11 protein-coding genes and 1 pseudogene are annotated in these 20,053 nt (G+C 69.1%); 5 read left to right on the forward strand and 7 right to left on the reverse strand.

Going from position 1 to position 20,053, the window contains the following annotated elements; translation table 11 throughout:
- Nucleotides 1-282: 282 nt before the first annotated feature.
- Nucleotides 283-1,797: an MASE1 domain-containing protein gene (locus AC1PME_RS05900; RefSeq protein ID WP_254460727.1), complete on the forward strand. Its 1,515-nt coding sequence runs from the start codon at nucleotides 283-285 to the stop codon at nucleotides 1,795-1,797.
- On the opposite strand, the gene AC1PME_RS05905 is transcribed toward AC1PME_RS05900, so the two are convergent.
- From AC1PME_RS05905 to AC1PME_RS05920, 4 genes are all read right to left on the reverse strand, one after another.
- Nucleotides 1,787-2,218, reverse strand: a complete 432-nt coding sequence (locus AC1PME_RS05905; RefSeq protein ID WP_254460728.1) for a hypothetical protein — start codon at nucleotides 2,216-2,218, stop codon at nucleotides 1,787-1,789. The two genes, AC1PME_RS05900 and AC1PME_RS05905, sit on opposite strands and share 11 nt — an antisense overlap.
- An 838-nt stretch (nucleotides 2,219-3,056) precedes the next feature.
- Nucleotides 3,057-5,441 (reverse strand): TonB-dependent receptor plug domain-containing protein, encoded by a 2,385-nt coding sequence (locus AC1PME_RS05910; protein WP_481097601.1) that lies wholly within the window; start codon nucleotides 5,439-5,441, stop codon nucleotides 3,057-3,059.
- A 639-nt stretch (nucleotides 5,442-6,080) separates the two neighbouring features.
- Complete coding sequence (locus AC1PME_RS05915) at nucleotides 6,081-8,471, reverse strand: TonB-dependent receptor plug domain-containing protein (RefSeq protein WP_481097602.1); 2,391 nt, start codon at nucleotides 8,469-8,471, stop codon at nucleotides 6,081-6,083.
- Nucleotides 8,472-8,675: 204 nt separating this feature from the next.
- Nucleotides 8,676-11,066, reverse strand: coding sequence for a TonB-dependent receptor plug domain-containing protein (locus tag AC1PME_RS05920; protein ID WP_481097603.1), 2,391 nt, complete (start codon nucleotides 11,064-11,066; stop codon nucleotides 8,676-8,678).
- 252 nt (nucleotides 11,067-11,318) lie between these two features.
- On the opposite strand from AC1PME_RS05920, the gene AC1PME_RS05925 reads away from it, so the two are divergent.
- Entirely contained in the window at nucleotides 11,319-13,178 is a 1,860-nt protein-coding gene (locus AC1PME_RS05925) for an ABC-F family ATP-binding cassette domain-containing protein (RefSeq protein WP_481097604.1), read from the forward strand.
- Nucleotides 13,179-13,296: 118 nt separating this feature from the next.
- A complete protein-coding gene (locus tag AC1PME_RS05930) occupies nucleotides 13,297-13,812 on the forward strand; it encodes a YcxB family protein (RefSeq protein ID WP_481097605.1) in 516 nt (171 codons plus the stop codon).
- Nucleotides 13,813-14,127: 315 nt separating this feature from the next.
- Here AC1PME_RS05930 and AC1PME_RS05935 read toward each other — a convergent pair whose 3' ends face one another.
- Complete coding sequence (locus AC1PME_RS05935) at nucleotides 14,128-14,418, reverse strand: hypothetical protein (protein ID WP_307549199.1); 291 nt, start codon at nucleotides 14,416-14,418, stop codon at nucleotides 14,128-14,130.
- Between the two features lie 225 nt (nucleotides 14,419-14,643).
- A complete protein-coding gene (gene ampR / locus AC1PME_RS05940) occupies nucleotides 14,644-15,522 on the reverse strand; it encodes a LysR family transcriptional regulator AmpR (RefSeq protein ID WP_307549201.1) in 879 nt (292 codons plus the stop codon).
- Nucleotides 15,523-15,620: 98 nt separating this feature from the next.
- Here ampR and bla point away from each other — a divergent pair, with 98 nt between their 5' ends.
- Together bla and AC1PME_RS05950 are read left to right on the forward strand one after the other, a co-directional pair.
- The gene (bla, locus tag AC1PME_RS05945) at nucleotides 15,621-16,529 is read left to right on the forward strand and encodes a class A beta-lactamase (protein WP_481097606.1); all 909 of its coding nucleotides are present in this window, start codon (nucleotides 15,621-15,623) and stop codon (nucleotides 16,527-16,529) included.
- Nucleotides 16,530-16,822: 293 nt separating this feature from the next.
- Nucleotides 16,823-17,770 carry an alpha/beta hydrolase gene (locus tag AC1PME_RS05950; RefSeq protein ID WP_481097607.1) on the forward strand — a complete coding sequence of 316 codons (948 nt, stop codon included), beginning with the start codon at nucleotides 16,823-16,825 and terminating at the stop codon, nucleotides 17,768-17,770.
- Between the two features lie 122 nt (nucleotides 17,771-17,892).
- On the opposite strand, the pseudogene AC1PME_RS05955 reads toward AC1PME_RS05950, so the two are convergent.
- Nucleotides 17,893-20,047 (reverse strand): annotated as a pseudogene (locus tag AC1PME_RS05955) (phosphocholine-specific phospholipase C).
- Nucleotides 20,048-20,053 lie beyond the last annotated feature (6 nt).

Below are 20,053 nucleotides of genomic sequence, written 5' to 3' on the forward strand. Positions count from 1 at the left end.
TGGCCTGCAGCGCATGTCCCCAGCACCGCGCAGGTCGGTGATGGGCGCGGCTCGCCGGCGCTGCTGCTGCGCAGTCGGTGCACTGGGCAGTGTCCCATCGCTGCCTCCGGCCCCACTCCCTGACAGCGTGACTGGGATGGAGGTCGCAGTGATCGCGCTACGCGCGCAACTCCCTGTCAGGAAAGACATTACACCGCATGATGGACGTTAACTGTCTACTGTTTCGGCCCATGCCCTGGTGTATGTTTGCGCCCATTGGTGTCCTGCCAGGACCAGGGTGGCATGGCTAGACTGAAGACTTTCGCGAGCGGAATCCTCCTGAGTGCGGTGTACTGCGCGGCCTACCTGGCCGTGTGGCACTGCTCTCTGGATCAATGGTTCCTGCCGATCGGACTGCGTACCGCAGCGCTGCTGTTTCTCCCCTATCGGCTCTGGCCCTACGTTTTCTTGGGAGATGCGGCGGCGCTGTTGAGCATGCGCGTGCCGATGATCGATGAGGGCGGAGCGGATCCGCTCTGGGCATACGGCAGTTCGCTCCTGTTGATGCCGGCGTTCTCGTTGCTGCCCTGGGCGGTCCGGCGCGGTCTTCCTGATTTCCGGGCCGAGCCGAGCTGGCTGCCCCTGATCTGCCTCTGTGCGGCGTTGTGGGCGGTGCTGGTCAACAAGGGCGCCAACTGGTTGTTGGATGGGCCTGCCGCCTACATCAATCTGGAAAACACGCTGAAGTTCTGGATAGGTTTCTATCTGGGTATCGTCATGTTCGTCTTTCCCGCACTGCTGTGGGTCAGGCGAGCAGAGGGGGATGCAAGTACCCGAAAGACGGTTCTGCACAGCGCAGGCGTCGCCGCGTTGCTCATGGGCGTCATGTTTGGGGTCGCGATGCAGGCCGAGGGCGTCCTGCGCCAGTTCATTCTGGTTCTGATGATTACGCCGGCCGTCTGGTTGACGTTCAAGCATGCCTGGCGGGGCGCTGCGATCGGTGTGGTCATGGCCAACTTCGCGGTGGCCATGTCCCTGCCAAAGACCAACTACGCCGGTGCCTACGATGCAGATACGTTGCAGGTGCAGTTGTTGATCGCCTTTGCGGTGACTGCGCTAGCGTCCCTTGGCGCCAGGTTGTCTGTGGCCTTCGACCAGGCGCAACGCTTCGGCTTTGCCGAAAGGGAGGCGCTGCAGGTGGCCCAGGCCAGCTACATGTCGGCCGAGCGGACCCTGCGCAATCGTGTGGTCGAGTACACCGACATCCACGTGCACATCAACAAGTTGCGCCGCGACATCGCCACCACGCTGAAGGAGCACGGCCACTACGCCGCGGCGATGGAAATGAACCGCACCGGGGTGATCCAGGCGCAGTTGCTGGACGACTACGTCGCCGCGTTGTATCCGCTGGATATCGAAACCCATGGCCTGTACGGCGCGCTGAACTCCATCGCCTTCGCCAATGCCTGCGACACCGAGGTCGAGGCGCGTCTGCACGGCGATTCGCGGCGGCTGTCGATCGGGCTGCAACTGGCGGCGTACCGCTGCGTGCTCAATGCCATGGAGATCCTGCCCAATGCGGGCCGGCACATGATCGCGGCGCGGGTCTGGTCGGCGCGCGGCAAGCGCGGCGTGGTGGTGACGGTCGAAGCCGACGCGGCGATGCCGGGCGGCGGCCGCAAGCGTCACGGCGCCGATGAGATCGACTGGGAGCTGGCCAGTCGGTTGAAGGCCCATGACGGCACCTGCCGGCGCCGTCATGAGCGAAAGATCAGTTTCCTGATCTCCGAGCCACTGGAAAAGACCGTTACTTCTTGATGGTCACGGTCCAGACGTCGCCGTCGGCGCTGCTGGCCAGCTGTACGGTGAAGTAGCGCGCATCGTAGACCACGGTGCCGCGGCTGCTGTCGAAGGTGTCGACGGTGCTCACCCGATCCACGTCCTTGCCCATCGGCGTCACCCATGCGGTGTCGCCGACGCGGCCGATCGCGCCACGCACCTGGCCGGTGCTGTCGTTGATCTGCAGGTAGGTGACGCCATTACGCTCGAACTGGTAGATGCGCGCCGACCCGTTGGTGGACAGATTGGTCGCCGCCGGCGCGCTTTCGCCTAGACCGCGGATGGCGATTGGGGTGCCGACACCGCCACCCGGACAGCAGCTCTGCGCATAGGCGCTGGACGCTAGCGCCGAGCAGGCCACGATGCCTGAGAGCACCGCTATTTTTGAACTTTTCCACATGACACGATCCTTCCCCAGAGGGGTTTTTTTGCCTGCCGTTCAGGCGATTCCACATTACGCGAATCGCAACAGGCCACTGTTGACAAATAAATAATCGATTCATACTTGTGATGCGGCTCACGCTTATTTATCCAGGGAAACTCCCTGCAAATCACCGCATCGGTTGGCTCAGGTATGGCCCTAGGTCGCGCAGCATCGCGTCGACCGTCCGGCGTCGCCGGGGCGTCGGGCGCGGTGCTTCTTGCAGTTTTCATGCCATACATTGCAGGTCTATCTTCAAGGCGCAGCGGCGCGGTGTTTTCGTTAAGCGCGTCGTTGCAGGCGGGCGTAGTAATGGATCTTCGGTGCGGGCCGCACTGCATAACGAATGTCGTGGTCTATGGTTTGCTCGTTGCAACGCGAGTAAATCTATCGTGCCTTCGCCTGGTATTTTTTTGAATGCGATAAGGATAGACCTTATCGCAGCTGGCGATCACTGGGCCGGCGAGATGGCTATAACCGAATGGGCCGATGTTTTCGATCGCGCGACGAATGCTTGACGCTTTCGTGCAACTGTCTGGCGCGATCAGGTGGAGCGTGGCTGAAAACCCGCGACCGGAGCGGGTGACTCCAAGGTGCGATGCGTTGCCGAATGGCGTCTGCAATGCCGGTGCGCACGTCGCGCCGAACCCTCATCGCCGCCGCGGCGCTGCGTTGCGTCTCCCGACGCCTGCGGGCGGCAGCGTGGCAGCGCCCCAGGCCCGATGCCGCTAGCTTGGGGGCGGTACCGGTATCGCCGGTGGCGAACGCGGCGGCGGTGTCGGGGCACCGCCGCCACAGACGCGTCACCCAGCTCGCGTCACCAGCTGTAGTTGACGTTGGCGTAGGCGAATGCGCCGTTGAAGCCGAACGGCGAGGACGTGCTGTACGGCAGATAGGTGCGGGTGCCGGCACCGGCGCGCGAGCGGTCCGGATACTCGTTCAGCACGTTGTCGCCGCCGACGGTGACGCGCCAGCGGCCCAGGGTGTAGGCGGCCGACAGATCCAGCGTCCACTTGGCCGCATAGGTCTGGTCGGCGGCGGGCGTGGTGCCGAAGTCGGTGAACTCGCCCCAGCGCGTGGCGGTGGCGGTGAAGGCCCAGGCGCCCGGCGACCACACGCTGCTCAGGAAGAACTTGTCGCGCGGCGAGCCGCGGGTGATGCGGCCGATCTCGGCACGGCCGATGCGCACCGCGGTCGGGTCGATCGCTTCCAGCACCGCCGGGTTGCCGGCGATCTTCTCGATGTCGGTCTTGTTGTAGTTGTAGCCGGCGGTCAGATCGAGGCTGCTGGCGGGCAGCGCCAGCTTGTAGGTGCCGATCGCGTCCACGCCCTGGGTCTTGGTGTCGATGGCGTTGGTGAAGTAGCGGCCGCCGCCGATGCCGGCGTAGCCGTTGCCCTGCAGGTAGTTGCGCACGGCGGCGGAGGTGAGGTTCTCCGAGAGCACGATGCGGTCGTCGATGTCGATGCGGTAGGCGTCGAGGGTGATGTACAGCGCGTCCACCGGCTGCAGCACCAGGCCCAGGCCGTAGTTCTTGGACTTCTCCGCCTTCAGCGGTTCGGCGCCGAGCGCGATCGCCGCCGGGTTGTCGGTGCGGAAGGTGCCGATCTCGAACGGCGTGGCGGCGATGCTGCCGTCGGGCTGGGCGACGTTGATGAAGTTGGTGGCGACCGACTGGAAATACTGCTGCTGCAGCGACGGCGCGCGGAAGCCGGTGGAGGCGGTGGCGCGCAGCGCGACCTTGGGGCTGAAGGCGTAGCGCAGCGAGAGCTTGCCGGTGGCGGTATCGCCGAAATCGCTGTAGTTCTCGTAGCGCCCGGCCAGGCCGGCGGAGAACTTGTCGGTGATGTCGCCTTCCAGGTCCAGATAGGCCGAATAGCTGTTGCGGTCGTAATGGCCGGAGTCGCTGGGCTTGAAGCCGGCGAACACCTGCGCGCCCGGCAGCAGGGTGCCGTTGGCCGAAGGAATGCCGCCGTTGACGTAGGACGCCGGCTCGCCCGGCGACTCGTTGAACTTCTCGCCGCGCCATTCGGCGCCGAAGGCCAGGGTGAGCGGGTAGGCCAGGCCGACCTCCAGCGATTTGCTGAAATCGGCGTTGAGCACGTTCTGGGTGACCTGCAGCGCACCGGCGTAGAACTCGGTGGGGCTGGCCAGGCCCAGGCTGTTGTTGAGGCTGTGACGCACCTCGAAGCTCAGGTCGTTGCGGCCGTAGTTGTAGCTGAGGTCGATGGCCAGGCCGCCGGCGGTGCTGGACTTGACCCCGCCGACCCAGGACACGTCCTTGCTGACGTTGTAGATCTGCGGCAGGAAGCCGTTGGGGTAGATCTCCGGGCGGTTGCGGTTGTCGCCGGACCAGCGGAAGTAGCCGTTGGACAGCACCTCGCGGCGGCTGAGCATCGCGTAGGAATAGAAGGTGATGTAGTCGGCCGGGCTGTACTGGCCGTTGTAGGAGAACGCGCCCTGGTCCACGTCGGGGTCGCCGTAGCGCTGCTGCACCTGGCCCTGGTAGGGCGTGGCGCGGTCGGTCTGGTCCTGGTGCCCGGCCTGCGCGGCGAAGTGCACGCTGCCGGTCTCGGCGAAGGTGAGGCCGGCATCGCCGGAGAGCTGGTACTGCTCGCCGTCGCCGGCGCTGTACTTGCCGTAGCGCCCGGCCAGGCTGCCGCCCTTGCCGCTGCCCTTGAGCACGATGTTGATGACGCCGGCGATGGCGTCGGAGCCGTATTGCGCCGAGGCGCCGTCGCGCAGCACTTCGATGCGTTCGACCGCGGCGATCGGAATGGTGTTGAGATCGGCCGGCGAAGAGCCGCGGCCCTGTGCGCCGTTGAGGTTGACCAGGGCGGTGGTGTGGTAGCGCTTGCCGTTGACCAGGACCAGCACCTGGTCCGGCGAGAGCCCGCGCAGCTGTGCCGGACGGACGGCATCGGAGCCGTCGGTGATGGCCGGGCGCGGGAAGTTCAGCGAGGGCACCGCGCGCGACAGCGCGGTGGCCAGTTCGGTGGTGCCGGTGGACTGCAGCGTTTCCGGCGAGATGATGTCGATCGGCGACGCCGATTCGGCCACGGTGCGGTCGGCCACGCGGGTGCCGGTGACGATGAGGGTATCCAGCGTTTGCGCATTGCCGGTGTTCTGCGCGTGGACGGAAACGGCGGACGTCGCCAGGCACAGGGCGACGGCGTGGGCGAGCGGGGTGAGCGTGCGCGTCATGAGGGAGGCGGCTCCTTGTAGTGGGGGGGAGGACGTCGCTGCATGCGCGCTCCCCTGTCCCCTGGCGGATGCGGCGACGCGCCCTAGGGATTACCGGCGGATGTCAGGAGTGTCAACGTTCCGTTAAGCGTGGCGTGGAGGTTGCAGTTGCAACGACCGCTGCAGGCATTGCGGCAGCGCGGATTCGGGGATTTGCCGGGTTCGTAGACAAAATGCGGGCGATGCGCGCCGGCATGGCGCGCGCGCCCGTGCCTGCGCACGGCGGCGTGTGGGGTTCGCGCATGCTCATCCGTGCGATGGCGGCTGCGTGGCCGGTGCAGGCATGCACGCGTCCGTGCCGTGCGGTGCATGTTTTCAATGCGCGCCTGGCGCCCGAGGGCGCGACTCGGAACGCGGGTCGTAGGCCAGCGGGACGTACAGGTTTCAATCCACGCGCCCGTGAAGGCGCGGCTTCAGTCGCGACGCTTCAGCGGTAGCGCGTCGCGGCTGAAGCCGCTCCTGCGAAACGCCAGCGACCGCAAGGCGATACCGCACACTGCGCGCATCCCCAATCCCCAATCCCCAACAAAACAACGGCCCGGAAATCCGGGCCGTCGTCATGCCGCGCGTTGTCGGCCGGGGCACTGCCCGGCCGTGCGCTCACCAGCGGTAATTGATCCGCCCGTACACGTAGGCACCGTTGAAGCCGTACGGCGAGTAGTTGCTGTAGGGCAGCATGCCGTAGGTCGAGTTGATCAGGTTGGCGGTCTTGTCCGGGTACTGGTCGAACACATTGTCCGCGCCCAGCGTCAGCGTCCAGTTGGTGCTGGGCTTGAAGCTGGCCGAGGCATCGACCACCCAGTCCGCGCCGTAGGTCTGGTCGCGTGCGGCGGTGGCCGAGTTGCGCACGGTGAACTCGCCGTAGCGGGTCGCGGCCAGGCTCAGGTCCCACTTGGGCAGCTTCCAGGTGCCGCTGAGGATCAGCTTGTCCTTCGGGTAGCTGTCCTCCAGGCGGCCGATCTCGTCGCGTCCCAGCGTGGTCTGGGTCGAGCCGATGGCGGCCAGCGCCTGCGGCTGGGTCACCGCGTGGGTGATGTCGGTCTTGCTGTAGCCGTAGCTGGCGGTGAGATCCAGCGTGCTGGCCGCGAACGGGATGCTGTAGGTGCCGACCACGTCGACGCCGCGGGTGCGGGTGTCGGCGGCGTTGCTGAAGTAGCGCACGCTGGTGACATTGCTGTAGCCGAGCTGGCGCAGCTTGCCCAGCACTGCCGCGTCGTTGAGGTTGGACGACAGCAGGATGCGGTCGTCGATCTTGATCTGGTACGCGTCCACGGTCAGGTACAGGCGCTCGACCGGCTGCAGCACCAGGCCCAGGCTGTAGGACAGCGAGGTCTCGGCCTTCAGCGGTGCGGCGCCCAGCGCCTGGGCCACGGTGCTGTTCACCGGGAAGGTGCCGGATTCGAAGAAGCTGCCGTTGATGTAGCTGCTGGTGACCGCCTGGTACTGCTGCTGCGCCAGCGACGGCGCACGGAAGCCGCTGGCGACGGTGCCGCGCAGCGCCACCTTGTCGGTGAAGGCGTACCGGGCCGACAGCTTGCCGGAGGTCTTGCTGCCGAAATCCGAATAGTCCTCGTAGCGGCCGGTGAGGCCGGCGGAGAACTTGTCGGTGAGGTCGGCTTCCAGGCCGGCGTAGACCGCGTAGTTGTGGCGGTCCGAATGCACCGCGTTGAGCGGGGCGAAGCCGGCGAAGCCCTGCGCGCCGCCGGTGGTGCCGGTGTACGAGGCCGGCTCGCCCGGCGACTGGTTCCACTTCTCCTGGCGGTACTCGGCGCCGAAGGACAGCGTCACCGGATACGCCAGGCCCCACTCCAGCGGCTGGGTGAAGTCGGCGTTGACCGCGTTCTGGGTGTACTCCAGCGCGCCATCGTAGAAGCGCCGCGGGCTGTCGAGGCCGAGGCTGTAGTTGATGCTGTTGGCGGTGTGGAAGTCGACCTTGTTGTAGCCGTAGTTGTAGCTGATGTCCCAGGCGAAGCCGCCGGCGGTGCTGCCCTTCAGGCCGGCGACCAGCGAGCGGTCCTTGGAGTACTGCTCGATCTGCGGCACGTAGCCGTCTGGGTAGACCTGCGCCAGCAGCGCGGTCTGCCCACTGTGGTTGCGCGAGCGGTAGAACGCGAACGAGGTGATGTCGCGGTTGCTGGCGATCGCGGTGGCGTAACCGGTGAGGTTGTCGCTGAAGCGGAACTCGCCGTTGGCCGAGACCGCGGTGGCATCGACCTTGGGATCGCCATAGACGAAGGTGGTCTGGCCGATGCTCGGGTAGTTGCCGGTGTTCGGCGCGGTGCCCTGGTAGGGGCCGGCGCGGTTGGTGGCGTCCTGCTGGCTGATCTGCCCGGCCACGTGCAGGCTGCCGCGGCCGTCGCCGAAGCCGACCCCGGCGTCGCCGGAGAGCTGCGACTTGGCGCCGTCGCCGGCCGAGTACTGGCCGTGGTCGACCGCCAGGCTGCCGCCTTCGCCGGCACCCTTGAGCACGATGTTGACCACGCCGGCGATGGCGTCGGAGCCGTACTGCGCCGAGGCGCCGTCGCGCAGCACTTCCACCCGCTCGATCGCCGCGATCGGGATCGCGTTCAGATCCACCGCCGAGGCGCCGCGGCCGATGGTGCCGTTGACGTTGACCAGCGCCGAGGTATGGCGGCGCTTGCCGTTGACCAGCACCAGGACCTGGTCGGGCGAGAGCCCGCGCAGCTGCGCCGGGCGGATGCCGCTGGTGCCATCGGTCAGCGCCGGGCGCGGGAAGTTCAGCGAGGGCAGCGCGCGCGACAGCGCGGTGGCCAGCTCGGAGGTGCCGGTGGCCTGCAGCGCCTCGGGGGTGATGATGTCGATCGGCGACTGCGACTCGGCCACGGTGCGGTCGCTGACCCGGGTGCCGGTGACGATCACCGTGTCCAGCGTGCTGGGCGCGGTGGGGGCGTCGGTGGTCTGGGCGAAGGCGGAGGGGGCGGCAAGGACGGCGAGCACGGCGCTCGCCAGAAGCGACAACGGACGGTTCATGAAAACTCCAGCAGGTGCCGAAACGGCAGGCGGGGCGCGCCGCGGCCGGCATGGCAGGCCGCGTCCCCAGGGGCGTCTTATTATTTTTTAACATGCGTGCGGCGTCGCAGGATGCAAGCGCATGTTCTTATTCCTTCACGTTCTAAGCTATCCGCTCGGGGGCGTGGCCGCGCCCCCGCGGCCACGCCCGGCCTGCTGGCCGCCTCAGAAGCGGTAGTTCACCCGCGCGTACCAGTAGCGCCCGTTGAAGCCGAACGGCGACAGCGGCGAGTACTGCAGGCCGTTGGGGCGGTCGTCGTAGATGTTGTTGAGCGCGGTCCGGGTCGGATACTGGTTGGTGACGTTGTCGGCGCCGACGGTGAAGCTGAGGTCGTGCCAGGCATAGGTCGTGGACAGGTTCAGCAGCCAGCGCGCGGCGAAGCGCTGGTCCTGGCTGCCGTCGGCGTCGTCGCCGCGGCGGGTGATGGCGCCGTAGCGGGTGGTGTCGCCGTGCAGGGTCCAGCCGGCCACGGTCCAGTCGCCGCTGAGCACGTACTTGGTGCGCGGCGAGGCATCGGTCAGCAGGCCCTGGCTGGCGCGGCGGAAGTTCGGGTCGGAGATCTCCAGGATCTCGGTCTTGTTGTAGTTGGCGCTGAGGCTGAGGTTGAGCGTGCCGGCGCGGTCGAGGTCGAGCAGGTAGTTGTTCACCCAGTCCACGCCGCGGGTGCGGGTGGTGGCGCCGTTGACGAAGAACTGCACCGCGCTGACCTGGCCGATCGGCTCGGCCAGCGAGAGCTGGTCCGAGTACAGGATCTGGTCCCAGATGCGGATCTGGTACAGGTCCAGCGTGGCGTTGAAGCCGCCGCCGGACTGCCAGACCGCACCGACGCTGTAGTTGGTGGATTTTTCCGGCGCCAGCGGCTTGGCGCCGAGCGCGATCGCCACCGGGTCGGAGGTGCGGTAGGTGCCGATCTGGGTCAGCGTGCCGTTCTGCAGCAGGGTCACCACCGAGGCGTAGTTCTGCTGGGCCAGCGAAGGCGCGCGGAAGCCATTGGAGATCGTGCCGCGCAAGGCGAAGCCATCGTTGAGCTGGTAGCGCGCCGACACCTTGCCGGAACGCGTCGACCCGGCATCGCTGTAATCCTCGTAGCGCGCCGCCACGCCGCCGGAGAGGCGGTCGGTCAGGTCCGCTTCCAGGTCGGCGTACACGGCCTGGCTATGGCGCTTGAACTGCCCGGCCACCGCTGGCGACAGCCCGGGAAACACCTGCGAGCCGCCGGGGTAGGGCGCGCCGGTCTCGGGGTTGATGGCGTTGGGATCGAAATAGGTCGACGCCGGCGAGCCGGCCTCCACCGCGTACTTGTCCTGCCGGTACTCGGCGCCGAAGGCGAGATTCACCGGGTAGGCCAGGCCCCAGTCCAGGGACTTGCTGAAGTCGGCGTTGAGCGCGTTCTGCTGGTTGCGGAAGCCGCCGGCGTTGAAGCGCGTCGGCGAGGCGCCAGTGCTCCAGTACAGGTTGGTGTTGATGGTGTTGCGCAGGTCGAAGGTGACGTCGTTCTTGCCGTAGTCGGCGGAGACGTCCCAGGTCCAGCCGCTGTCGGTGCTGCCCTTGACGCCGAGCACCGCGGCGCGGTCGTTGGACGGGTTGTAGATCTGCGGCAGGAAGCCGTTGGGATAGACCGCCTGCACGTTGCGGTCGCTGTTGTCCCAGGCGCGGTAGTAGCCGTTGGACAGCACCTCGCGGCGACTGAAGTTGGCGTAGCCGTACAGGTCGACGTGCGGGGTCAGCGCGTAGCCGAAGTTGACCAGTCCCTGGTAGGTGGTGACGGCCGGATCGCCGTAGCGCTCGTAGGGAATGCCGCTGGGGTTGGCGGCGCCGGCGCGGGTGGTGGCCTTGTCGGTGTTCTCGGCGCGATTGGTGTTCATCGCGTTCTGGTAGTTCCACGACACCCGCACCCAGCCCGGCGCCTCGCCGCCGGGCGCGCCGCCGAAGGCCAGGCCGTAGGAGCCGTCGATGCCGTTCTGCGCCCCGTCGCCCTTGTCCATGATGCCGCCGTTGACCGCGACGCTGTTGCTGCCGGGCTTGGCGCCGTGCTTGAGGACGATGTTGATGACCCCGGCGATGGCGTCGGAGCCGTACTGCGCGGAGGCGCCGTCGCGCAGCACCTCGATGCGTGCGATCGCCGACATCGGGATCGAGTTGAGGTCGGCCGGCGCCGAACCGCGGCCGACCGAGGGGTTGTAGTTGACCAGCGAGGTGGTGTGGTAGCGCTTGCCGTCCAGCAGCACCAGCACCGCGTCCGGCGACAGGCCGCGCAGGGTCGCCGGGCGCAGCGCGTCGTTGCCGTCGTTGATCGCCGGGCGCGGGAAGTTCAGCGACGGCAACAGCTTGCCCAGCGCGCTGGCGAGGTCGCTGGCGCCGGTGGCCTGCAGCGCCTCGGGCGCGATGATGTCGATCGGCGACTGCGATTCGGCCACCGTGCGGTCGGCGATGCGGGTGCCGGTGACGATGACGTTGTCCAGCGTGGTCGGCGCCTGCTGGGACTGGGCGAGGCCGTTGGCGGAGGCGAGCGCGAGCAGGACGGCGCTGACGAGGGGGAGGCGGTGTTGCGTCATCGGGCGGAGACTCCAGTGGCTGGGGGATTGGCGTGGGTCTGGCGATTTCCGGTAGGGCGAGCAGATGCTGCGGTGCAGCGAGTGCCATCGGATTGAAAGCCGTTTTTCACGCGTGCGCGTATACAAAAACGGCACTGGGTCGGATTTCGTGGGGGCTCGTGCGCCGCCCCGGAGCGTGCCGCGTCGTCGCCCCGGGTGGGCCGGGACGGGCGAAGCGGCTACACTTCCGCCTCGCTAGCCGAGTGCCCTGCCTTGATTTCCCTACGTAATTTCGCCTTGCGCCGCGGCGAGCGGCTGCTGTTGTCCAATGTCGACCTCACCCTGCATGCCGGTTACCGGGTGGGCGTGGTCGGCCGCAACGGGGCCGGCAAGTCCAGCCTGTTCGCGGCGGTGAAGGGCGAACTGGAGGCCGACAAGGGCGACGTCGACCTGCCCGGCAAGGTACGCATCGCCAGCGTCGCCCAGGAAACCCCGTCGCTGCCGGACCCGGCGCTGAGCTTCGTGCTCGGCGGCGACACCGCGGTGGCGGCGGTGCTGGCCGAAGAGGCCGCGGCGACCGCGCGCGAGGACTGGGAGGCGGTCGCCGCCGCGCACACCAAGATGGCCGAGATGGGGGCCTACGACGCCGAGGCGCGCGCCGGCAAGCTGCTGCACGGCCTCGGCTTCCCGGCCGAGACCCACCAGCGCGCGGTGTCCTCGTTCTCCGGCGGCTGGCGCGTGCGCCTGAACCTGGCGCGCGCGCTGATGATGCCCAGCGACCTGCTGCTGCTCGACGAACCGACCAACCACCTCGACCTGGACGCGGTGTACTGGCTGGAGCAGTGGCTGCTGAAGTATCCCGGCACGCTGCTGCTGATCTCGCACGACCGCGAGTTCCTCGACAACGTCGCCACCCACACCCTGCACCTGCACGGCGGCGGCGCCAAGCTGTACACCGGCGGCTACACCGATTTCGAGCGGCAGCGCGCCGAGCAGTTGCGCCAGCAGCAGATCGCGCACGACAAGGAACAGGCCGAGCGCGCCCACCTGCAGAGCTTCATCGACCGCTTCAAGGCCAAGGCATCCAAGGCGGCGCAGGCGCAGAGCCGGATGAAGCGCCTGGAGAAGCTGGCCGGCACCGAAGCGGTGCGCGCCGAGCGCGAGTTCCGCATCGAGCTGGCGCCGCCGGCCAAGCTGCCGTTCTCGCTGATCCGCCTCAACCACGTCGAGGCCGGCTACGGCGCGGACGCGGTGATCCTGCACCACGTCGGCTTCGGCCTGGAGGCCGGCCAGCGCATCGGCCTGCTCGGCCCCAACGGCGCCGGCAAGACCACCCTGGTCAAGACCCTGGTCGGCGAACTGCCGCCGATCGACGGCGAGCGCATGGCGCATCCGGACCTGCGCATCGGCTACTTCGCCCAGCACACGGTGGAGTCGCTGCACGAGGGCCAGTCGCCGATGGACCACATGCGCGAGATCGACAAGGACGCCAGCAACCAGGCGTTCCGCGATTTCCTCGGCAAGTGGAATTTCCCCGGCGATCGCGCGTTCGAGCCGGTCGACGGCTTCTCCGGTGGCGAGCGCGCGCGCCTGGCGCTGGCGCTGATCGCCTGGCAGCAGCCCAACGTGCTGCTGCTCGACGAACCGACCAACCACCTGGACCTGGAGATGCGCGAGGCGCTGGCCGAGGCGCTGAGCGATTTCGAAGGCGCGATCGTGATGGTCTCGCACGACCGCCACCTGATCGGCCTGGTCTGCGACACCTTCTGGCGCGTGGCCGACGGCGTGGTCGAACCGTTCGACGGCGATCTCGACGAATACGCGGCCTGGCTGCGCAGCCGGCCGACCGCGCAGGGCACCAAGCAGAAGCTGGCCGAGGCCGCGCCGACCCCGCCGCCGCCGATCAAGCCGCTGCCGGCGAAGAAGCCGCCGAACCCGCACAAGCTGGCCGCCGCCGAGAAGCGCGTCGGCGAACTGGAAGCGACCCTGGCCGAGCTCGACCGCCAGCTCGCCGATCCCAAGCACTATGCCGATGCGGAGAAGATGGCGGTACTGGGGCGCGACCGCGAGGCTGCCGCGCGCGACCTGGCGCAGGCCGAGCAGGCGTGGATGGAGTTGATCGACGGCGGCTGAGCCGCTCCGTGGTCTCGCCGTGCTGGCAGCAGAACATGCGCACCGGCGTCTTTGCACCGGTCCTGCCGCACGTGGCACGCTCCGCGTCTGGCCGTGGACGACAGGGAAGAGGAGCACGATGATCAGCGGCACCATCACGCAGGAGGACTATCTGGCCGCGCAGCGCCTGCATCAGCGGCGCGCACTGCGGCGCCTGATGTTGGCGATGGCGGCATTGGTGCTGATCGGCCTGACGCTGTGCGCCTTCGCCCGACATGGTTCCGGCATGGCCATCCTCGGCGTCGTGCTGGCGGGCGCCGGTGGCGGTGGCTTGATCGGCCAGACCATCCAGTCGGCATGGACGATGCCGCGCAAGGTCCGGCGCCTGTATGCGCAACAGGCGGCGTTGCGGCATCGCCTCACCTATCGCTGGGACGAAGCCGGCCTGGAGGTCACCTGGGCGGATGGCCACGTGCGTCGTTCCTGGCGCGACTACGTGCGCTATCGCGAGAGTCCGCAGGTGCTGATGCTGTACCAGAACGACATCCTGTTCGACCTGGTGCCGACGGCGTGGTTCGTCGATGCCGCGCAGCGCGATGCGTTCCGGCAGTTGGCGGCGCAGGTAGGCACCGGCGCCGGCAAGCGCGCCGTGTAGCGGACGCCGCGGTTAGGGCGTGCGCTGGAGAGACCCGAGAGGCCGATGTCCGGGCCAGGTCCAGGCGCGGCCGGAGCGCGAGCCGGCACACCCCTGTGGGAGGGGCTTCAGCCCCGACGCCTCATCGCCTCAGCCAACGGCAATGACCGCCCGCACTGCATGCGCCAGCGCCCAGGGCGGAGAGCGCGCCGGGTCAGCGAGGACGCTGCTGGCGGCAGTGGTGAGCCGTGCCCGGCGCAATCGCTCGCGCCGGACTTGCCGTGCAGAACGAGGGCGATCGCAGCGGCCGGCGCGCGCTGCGCCGGCCCACGCCGCTCAGGCGGCAGCGCTGGCCACGACCAGCAGGCCGCCGGCGATCGCCGCCCAGTCCAACGGCGTGCGCGAGCGCAGGCCCTGCAGCGAGGGGCGGGCGGTCGGCGTCGGTCGCAGGCTTGCCTTGAGCGCCATCAGCGCCAGGCCGGTGGCGCTGAGCGCCCAATGCCATTCGCTGGCGCCGCTGCGCAGGAAGTAGGCCAGGTGCAGCACGCACAGGCAGGCCAGTACGGCCGCCAGCACGACGTCACGCGAGACCAGGCCCGGGCGGGCGGTCAAGGCAATACGAGTCATCAGCAAGTTTCCCCGAAACTGTGGGCACCTTCCCCTGGCGCACATTGCGACTGCGACCTGGATCATAGTTCGGCTTGAATCGGTCGCCAAGCGGCACTGCACAAAATCTTCACGCGGGTATCGTTACCAGTGGCGCGCGTCATTCCTTCGATGCAATTCACGCTGGGGGAGCGGGCGGCCCTCCGCGAATCCAGGCCATTTGCCCGCATCCGCCGCCAGCCCGGCTCAGTCGGCCTGCGCCGCCTGTTCGGCCAGCAACCACTCGCGCAGGCGCCGGCCGGCGTCGCTTTCCGCGCGCGACCGCAGCCGGGTCAACCAGTAGCGGCCCAGGTCGATGCGGGTCGGGAACGGGCACAGCAGGCGCCCGGCATCCAGGTCCTGGGCGAACAGGCGCAGCGGCAGCAGGGCCACGCCGTGGCCGGCCGCGGCGATGCTGGCCAGGGTCAGCGAGGCGTCGCAGATCGGGCCGCCGGCCTGCACCTCCGGGGCACCGGCGGCCTGCAGCCAGCGCGGCCACTCGTCCAGGCGATAGGAGCGCAGCAGGGTAGTCCTGGCCAAGTGCGCCGGCGTGTGCAGCCGCGCTGCCAGTGCGGGCGCGCAGACCGGCGCGAACGGCGCGTCCAGGATCGGTGTGGCGGCCTGGCCCTGCCAGTCGCCATCGCCGAAGCGGATCGCCAGGTCCAGGCCTTCGCCGGCCAGGTCGACCCGGTTATTGTGGGTGTACACGCGTAACTCGATGTCCGGATGCGCGGCATGGAAGGCGTCCAGCCGCGGCAGCAGCCAGCCCACCGCGAAGGTGCCGACCACGCCCACGCTCAGCGTCTCGCGGTAGCGGCCGCCGGCGAAGCGCTGCAGGGTCGCGGCGATGCGGTCGAAGGCCTCGGTCAGCACCGGATGCAGGCGCAGACCCTCGTCGGTCAGGGCCACCCCGCGTGGCAGCCGCTGGAACAGGACCACGCCCAGGCGCGCCTCCAGTTGCTTGATCTGATGGCTCAGCGCGGCCTGGGTCACGCACAACTCGGCGGCGGCACGGGTCAGGTTCTGATGCCGCGCCGCGGCCTCGAAGGCGCGCAGGGCGTTCAGCGGCAGGTGCGGACGGCTCATTGCCAGGCATCAATTCGGCTAATGGGTGCGATTGAATAACCTCGCTGGTGGGGGTGGGTCAATGCGGCCATCATCCTGGCTCCCGACGGAGGTGGACGATGCTGACGAGACGAGGGTTCCTGCAGGGTGTGGGCATGGGCGCGAGCCTGCTGGCGGTGGCTGCAGTGCAGGCGAAAACGGCACAGAATCGGGCGCCGACGCTGCAGCAGCGGCTGGCCGCGATCGAGCGCCGCAGTGGTGGCCGGCTCGGCGTGAGCCTGCTCGACGGCAGTGGCGCCTCGCTCGGCGGGCAGCGCCAGGACGAGCGCTTCCCGCTGTGCAGCACCTTCAAATTTCTATTGGCGGGGGCGGTGCTGCAGCGGGTCGACCGCGGCGAACTGGACCTGGAGCGGCGCCTGCCGGTGCGCAAGGCGGATCTGCTGAAGAATGCGCCGGTGGCCGAGCGCCATGTCGGCGGCACCCTCAGCGTGGCCGAGCTGTGCCGTGCGGCGATGATCTACAGCGACAACACCGCGGCGAACCTGCTGCTGCCGCTGGTTGGCGATCCGCCGGGGGTGACCCGCTTCCTGCGCGCGCTGGGCGACACGCAGACCCGCCTGGACCGCAACGAGCCGGGCATGAACGACGTCGCCGCCGGCGATCCGCGCGACACCACCACGCCGGCGGCGATGGCGGCGACGATGCGTGCCGTGTTGCTCGGCGACGTGCTGCGGCCGGAATCGCGGCAGCGCTTGATCGACTGGATGCGCGACAACCGCACCGGCGCCGATTGCCTGCGTGCCGGCCTGCCGGCGGGCTGGCGGATCGGCGACAAGACCGGCAGCAACGGCATCGATACCCGCAACGACATCGCCATCGTCTGGGCGCCGGGACGGACCACGCCGCTGTTGCTGACCGCCTATCTCAACGGTGCGACCGTCGACAGCGCCGCGCGCGACGCGGCGCTGAAAGCGGTGGCGCAAGCGGTGGTGGCCTCGCTGCCGACGCTGGCGCCGCACGCCGCCTAGGCTGCCGTGCGCGCGCTGCAGCGCCTGCGGTCGTCGCAATCGCGCCGGACGCAGGTGGCCTTCGTGTAGGAGCGGCTTCAGCCGCGACGGGCGTGCCCGGGAACGCCCATCGCGGCTGATCCCGCAAAAGGGCACAACAGCCGTTCCTGCCGGAAGCTGCTCGCGCTCATCAGCGGCGCCCTCGTGGCGATGCCGTGCGCGATCGCCTTCGTCGTACCCAATGGCCACCGCCGCCGCGGCGGTGCCCCTGATCGTGCGGTTCCTTCCATTCCCCATCCTGTTCGGAGCATCCCATGCGTGGATTCGTGTGTTGTTCGTTCGCCATCGCCCTCAGTCTGTTCGCCCACGCCGCGCAGGCGCGGGTCTGGGAACCCACGCCGGGCCATGTGCAGGTGCCGATCTGGCCCGGCGCGGTGCCGAATGCGGTGCCGCACCCGAAGCCGGAATCGGCCGGCCCCGGGGCCAGGATCGACAACGTCAGCCGGCCGACGATGACCGTGTACCCGGCGCAGGGCCACAACACCGGCGCCGCGGTGGTGGTGTTTCCCGGCGGCGGCTACCAGATGCTGGCGATGGACCTGGAGGGCACGGAGATCTGCGACTGGCTGACCGCGCGCGGCATCACCTGCGTGCTGCTGAAGTACCGCGTGCCGAACTCCGGGCCGACCTGGGTCGACGACCGTCGCTACTACCCGAAGGTGCAGACCGCACTGCAGGACGCGCAGCGCACGCTGGGCCTGGTGCGCCAACAGGCCGCCACCTGGGGCGTGGACCCGCACAAGATCGGAGTGATGGGGTTTTCCGCCGGCGGGCACCTGGTGGCCGCGGCCAGCACGCGCTTCGCCGAGCGCACCTATCCGTTGGTGGATGCCGCCGATCATGTGAGTTGCCGCCCGGACTTCGCCATCGCCGTGTATCCGGGCCATCTGTGGGTGCACGAGGACGAGGACGCCGACACCCGCGATTTCACCGATCTGGGGTTGCGTCCGGACATCCGCGTCGCCGCCGACACCCCGCCGACCTTCCTGCTGCAGGCCCAGGACGACTACGTGGACGGCATCTCGCAGGTGCTGGCGTACTTCGTCGCGCTCAACCATGCCGACGTGCCGACGGAAATGCATATTTACGCCAAGGGCGGCCATGCCTTCGGCCTGCGCGCCAAGAACCTGCCGATCGCGCAGTGGCCGCAGCTGGTGGAGACCTGGCTGCATACGATCGGGGTACTTGAGAGCCGGGAGTAGGGAGTCGGGATTGGGGATGCGTAACAGCCGGGATCGGGGATCGGGGATTGGCAAACGCGTGTCAGCGCGCGGATTGCGCTTTCACGAATCCCAAAATCCCAAATCCCAAATCCCGGACGTTGTCACGACTCCCCACTCCCGCCCGCCTCCGGCGGGCTCCTGATACAGCCGCGCCGGCCCGCCCATCGCCGGATCGCTGATGCCGGGCGTGCCGGTCTCCACGCGGCCGGCCAGGCGCTGGCGCGCGCCGTCCTGGACCAGCCACAGGTCGTACCAGCCGCCGCTCGGTTTGGCGCTCCAGCGGACGCGGTGCTCGCCGCCGGGCGCCAGCGTGACCTGCTGGTGGGGTTGCGCCTGCGCGTAGGCGGCCGGCTCCAGGGCCACGCCGAGCGGCGCGGTCCCGGGATTGCGCAGGACCAGGCACAGCGCCTGCGCATCGTCCGGGTCCTGGGCGATCTCCGCCTGCAGCAGCGGAGCGGCGAGGTCGCCGCGGTAATGGCGATGGAAGCCGTTGGGACCGAGCAGCCACAGGTCGTAGCGGCCGTCGTAGGTGGTCCAGGTGCCGTCCAGGGTCGCGCCGCTGCCGACCGTGTAGCGGCGCGGGATCGCGGCCAGGTCGTAGCGGTCGTAGACGTGCAGCACCGCCGCCGCACCGGTGTTGGCCATGCGCAACCGCACTTCGCCGCGTGCCTGCACGAACTGCAGCTGCACCGTCGGCCGATACGGCAGGGCGCGCGCGCGGCGCACGCCGAACGCCTGCCGCGGCGCCTGCAGTTGCGTCGGCAGCGGCGGCAGCGCGTGCTCGCGCAAGGCGGCGGCGCGCGCTGCTGCCTCGCGCACGTCGGGCAGGTCGGCGACGAACGGGCGGGTATCGGCCTGGCGGAAATCGAAGGCGTCGACCAGGTCGCCGCAGACCGCGCGGCGCCAGGCGCTCACGCCGCTGGCGGCGACGCCGAAGCGGCGCTCCAGCAGGCGCAGCACCGAGGTGTGGTCGTAGACCTGCGAATCCACCCAGCCGCCGCGGCTCCACGGCGAGATCACGTACAGCGGCACGCGCGGGCCGAGGCCGTAGGGGCGCCCGCGCAGCGCGGGCGGATCGGCCTTGGCATCGCCCGGCGCCGGGTGCAGGTGGTATTCGCCGGCGGTGTCGATGCTGGAGGCGCCGGCCCAGCCGCCGGCTGCGGCGGGGTCGGGCGAGGGCGGCGCCGGCGGCGGTACGTGGTCGAAGAATCCGTCGTTCTCGTCGAACATCAGCAGCAGCGCGGTACGCGCCCACACCTTGGGGTCGGCGGTGAGCGCGTCGAGCACGCGCGCGGTGTAGGCCGCGCCCTGCGCCGGGCTGGACGGGTCCGGATGCTCGCTGCCGGCGGCATCGGCGATGATGAAGCTCACCGACGGCAGCCGCGCCGCCAGCACGTCCTCGCGCAACTGCGCCAGGCTGCGGCTGGAGACGCCGCGTGCGCGCAACTGCGGATCGTGCCCGGGCGCGCCGCGCCAGGCCGCGCGGAACGGCGCGAAGCCGGCCAGCGGGTTGTCGGTGAAGTTGTCGGCCATGTCCTGGTAGATCTGCCAGGACACGCCGGCCTGCTGCAGCGCCTCGACGTAGCTGGGCCAGCGGTAGTCGTCCGGATCGCCGCCCAGTTCCGGGAAGTTGTCGTGCGAGTTGGCGATCGCCGGGCCGCCGGCACGCGCGTGCGGATCGTTCTGCCCGGTCCACAGGAAGATCCGGTTCGGGTTGGTGCCGGCCTGGATCGCGCAGTGGTACGCGTCGCACACGGTGAATATCTCGGCCAGGGCGAACTGGAACGGCAGGTCGTCGCGTTCGTAGTGGGCCAGGGCGTGGTCGCGCTTGGCCGCCGGCCACTGGCCCATGCGGCCGTGGTCCCAGGCCTGTTGCGCGTTCGGCCAGGTGTGCGGGGTGCCCTGCACGCGCATGGTGGCGAAGTCGCGCGCGGTGCGCAGCGGGAACGGCGCCAGCGGGCGGCTGCCGTCGGCGCTGGGCTGCAGCCAGACCGTGCGCGGCGCGGTGCCGGCCAGCGGCGGCGCCGGGATCGGGAAGCGGTCGCCGAAGCCGCGCACGCCGGCCAGGCTGCCGAAGTAATGGTCGAAGGCGCGGTTCTCCTGCATCAGGATCACCACGTGCTGCAGGTCGTCGAGGGTGCCGCGGCGCACGTCCGGGGCGATCGCGGCGGCGCGAGCGATGCTTGGCGGCAACAGGGCGGCGGCGCTGGCGGTGAGGCCGGCGCGGAGCAGCCGGCGGCGGGTCTGGTCGGTCATGGTGGT

The organism is Xanthomonas sp. NCPPB 901, from assembly GCF_056725085.1.

What these genes read in the sequence shown, in the direction of transcription:
- AC1PME_RS05950 (WP_481097607.1), top strand. Translation starts at nt 16,823, where the DNA reads ATGCGTGGATTCGTGTGTTGTTCGTTCGCCATCGCCCTCAGTCTGTTC.
- AC1PME_RS05915 (WP_481097602.1), bottom strand. Translation starts at nt 8,471, where the DNA reads ATGAACCGTCCGTTGTCGCTTCTGGCGAGCGCCGTGCTCGCCGTCCTT.
- AC1PME_RS05935 (WP_307549199.1), bottom strand. Translation starts at nt 14,418, where the DNA reads ATGACTCGTATTGCCTTGACCGCCCGCCCGGGCCTGGTCTCGCGTGAC.
- AC1PME_RS05910 (WP_481097601.1), bottom strand. Translation starts at nt 5,441, where the DNA reads ATGACGCGCACGCTCACCCCGCTCGCCCACGCCGTCGCCCTGTGCCTG.
- AC1PME_RS05900 (WP_254460727.1), top strand. Translation starts at nt 283, where the DNA reads ATGGCTAGACTGAAGACTTTCGCGAGCGGAATCCTCCTGAGTGCGGTG.
- bla (WP_481097606.1), top strand. Translation starts at nt 15,621, where the DNA reads ATGCTGACGAGACGAGGGTTCCTGCAGGGTGTGGGCATGGGCGCGAGC.
- AC1PME_RS05920 (WP_481097603.1), bottom strand. Translation starts at nt 11,066, where the DNA reads ATGACGCAACACCGCCTCCCCCTCGTCAGCGCCGTCCTGCTCGCGCTC.
- AC1PME_RS05930 (WP_481097605.1), top strand. Translation starts at nt 13,297, where the DNA reads ATGATCAGCGGCACCATCACGCAGGAGGACTATCTGGCCGCGCAGCGC.
- AC1PME_RS05905 (WP_254460728.1), bottom strand. Translation starts at nt 2,218, where the DNA reads ATGTGGAAAAGTTCAAAAATAGCGGTGCTCTCAGGCATCGTGGCCTGC.
- ampR (WP_307549201.1), bottom strand. Translation starts at nt 15,522, where the DNA reads ATGAGCCGTCCGCACCTGCCGCTGAACGCCCTGCGCGCCTTCGAGGCC.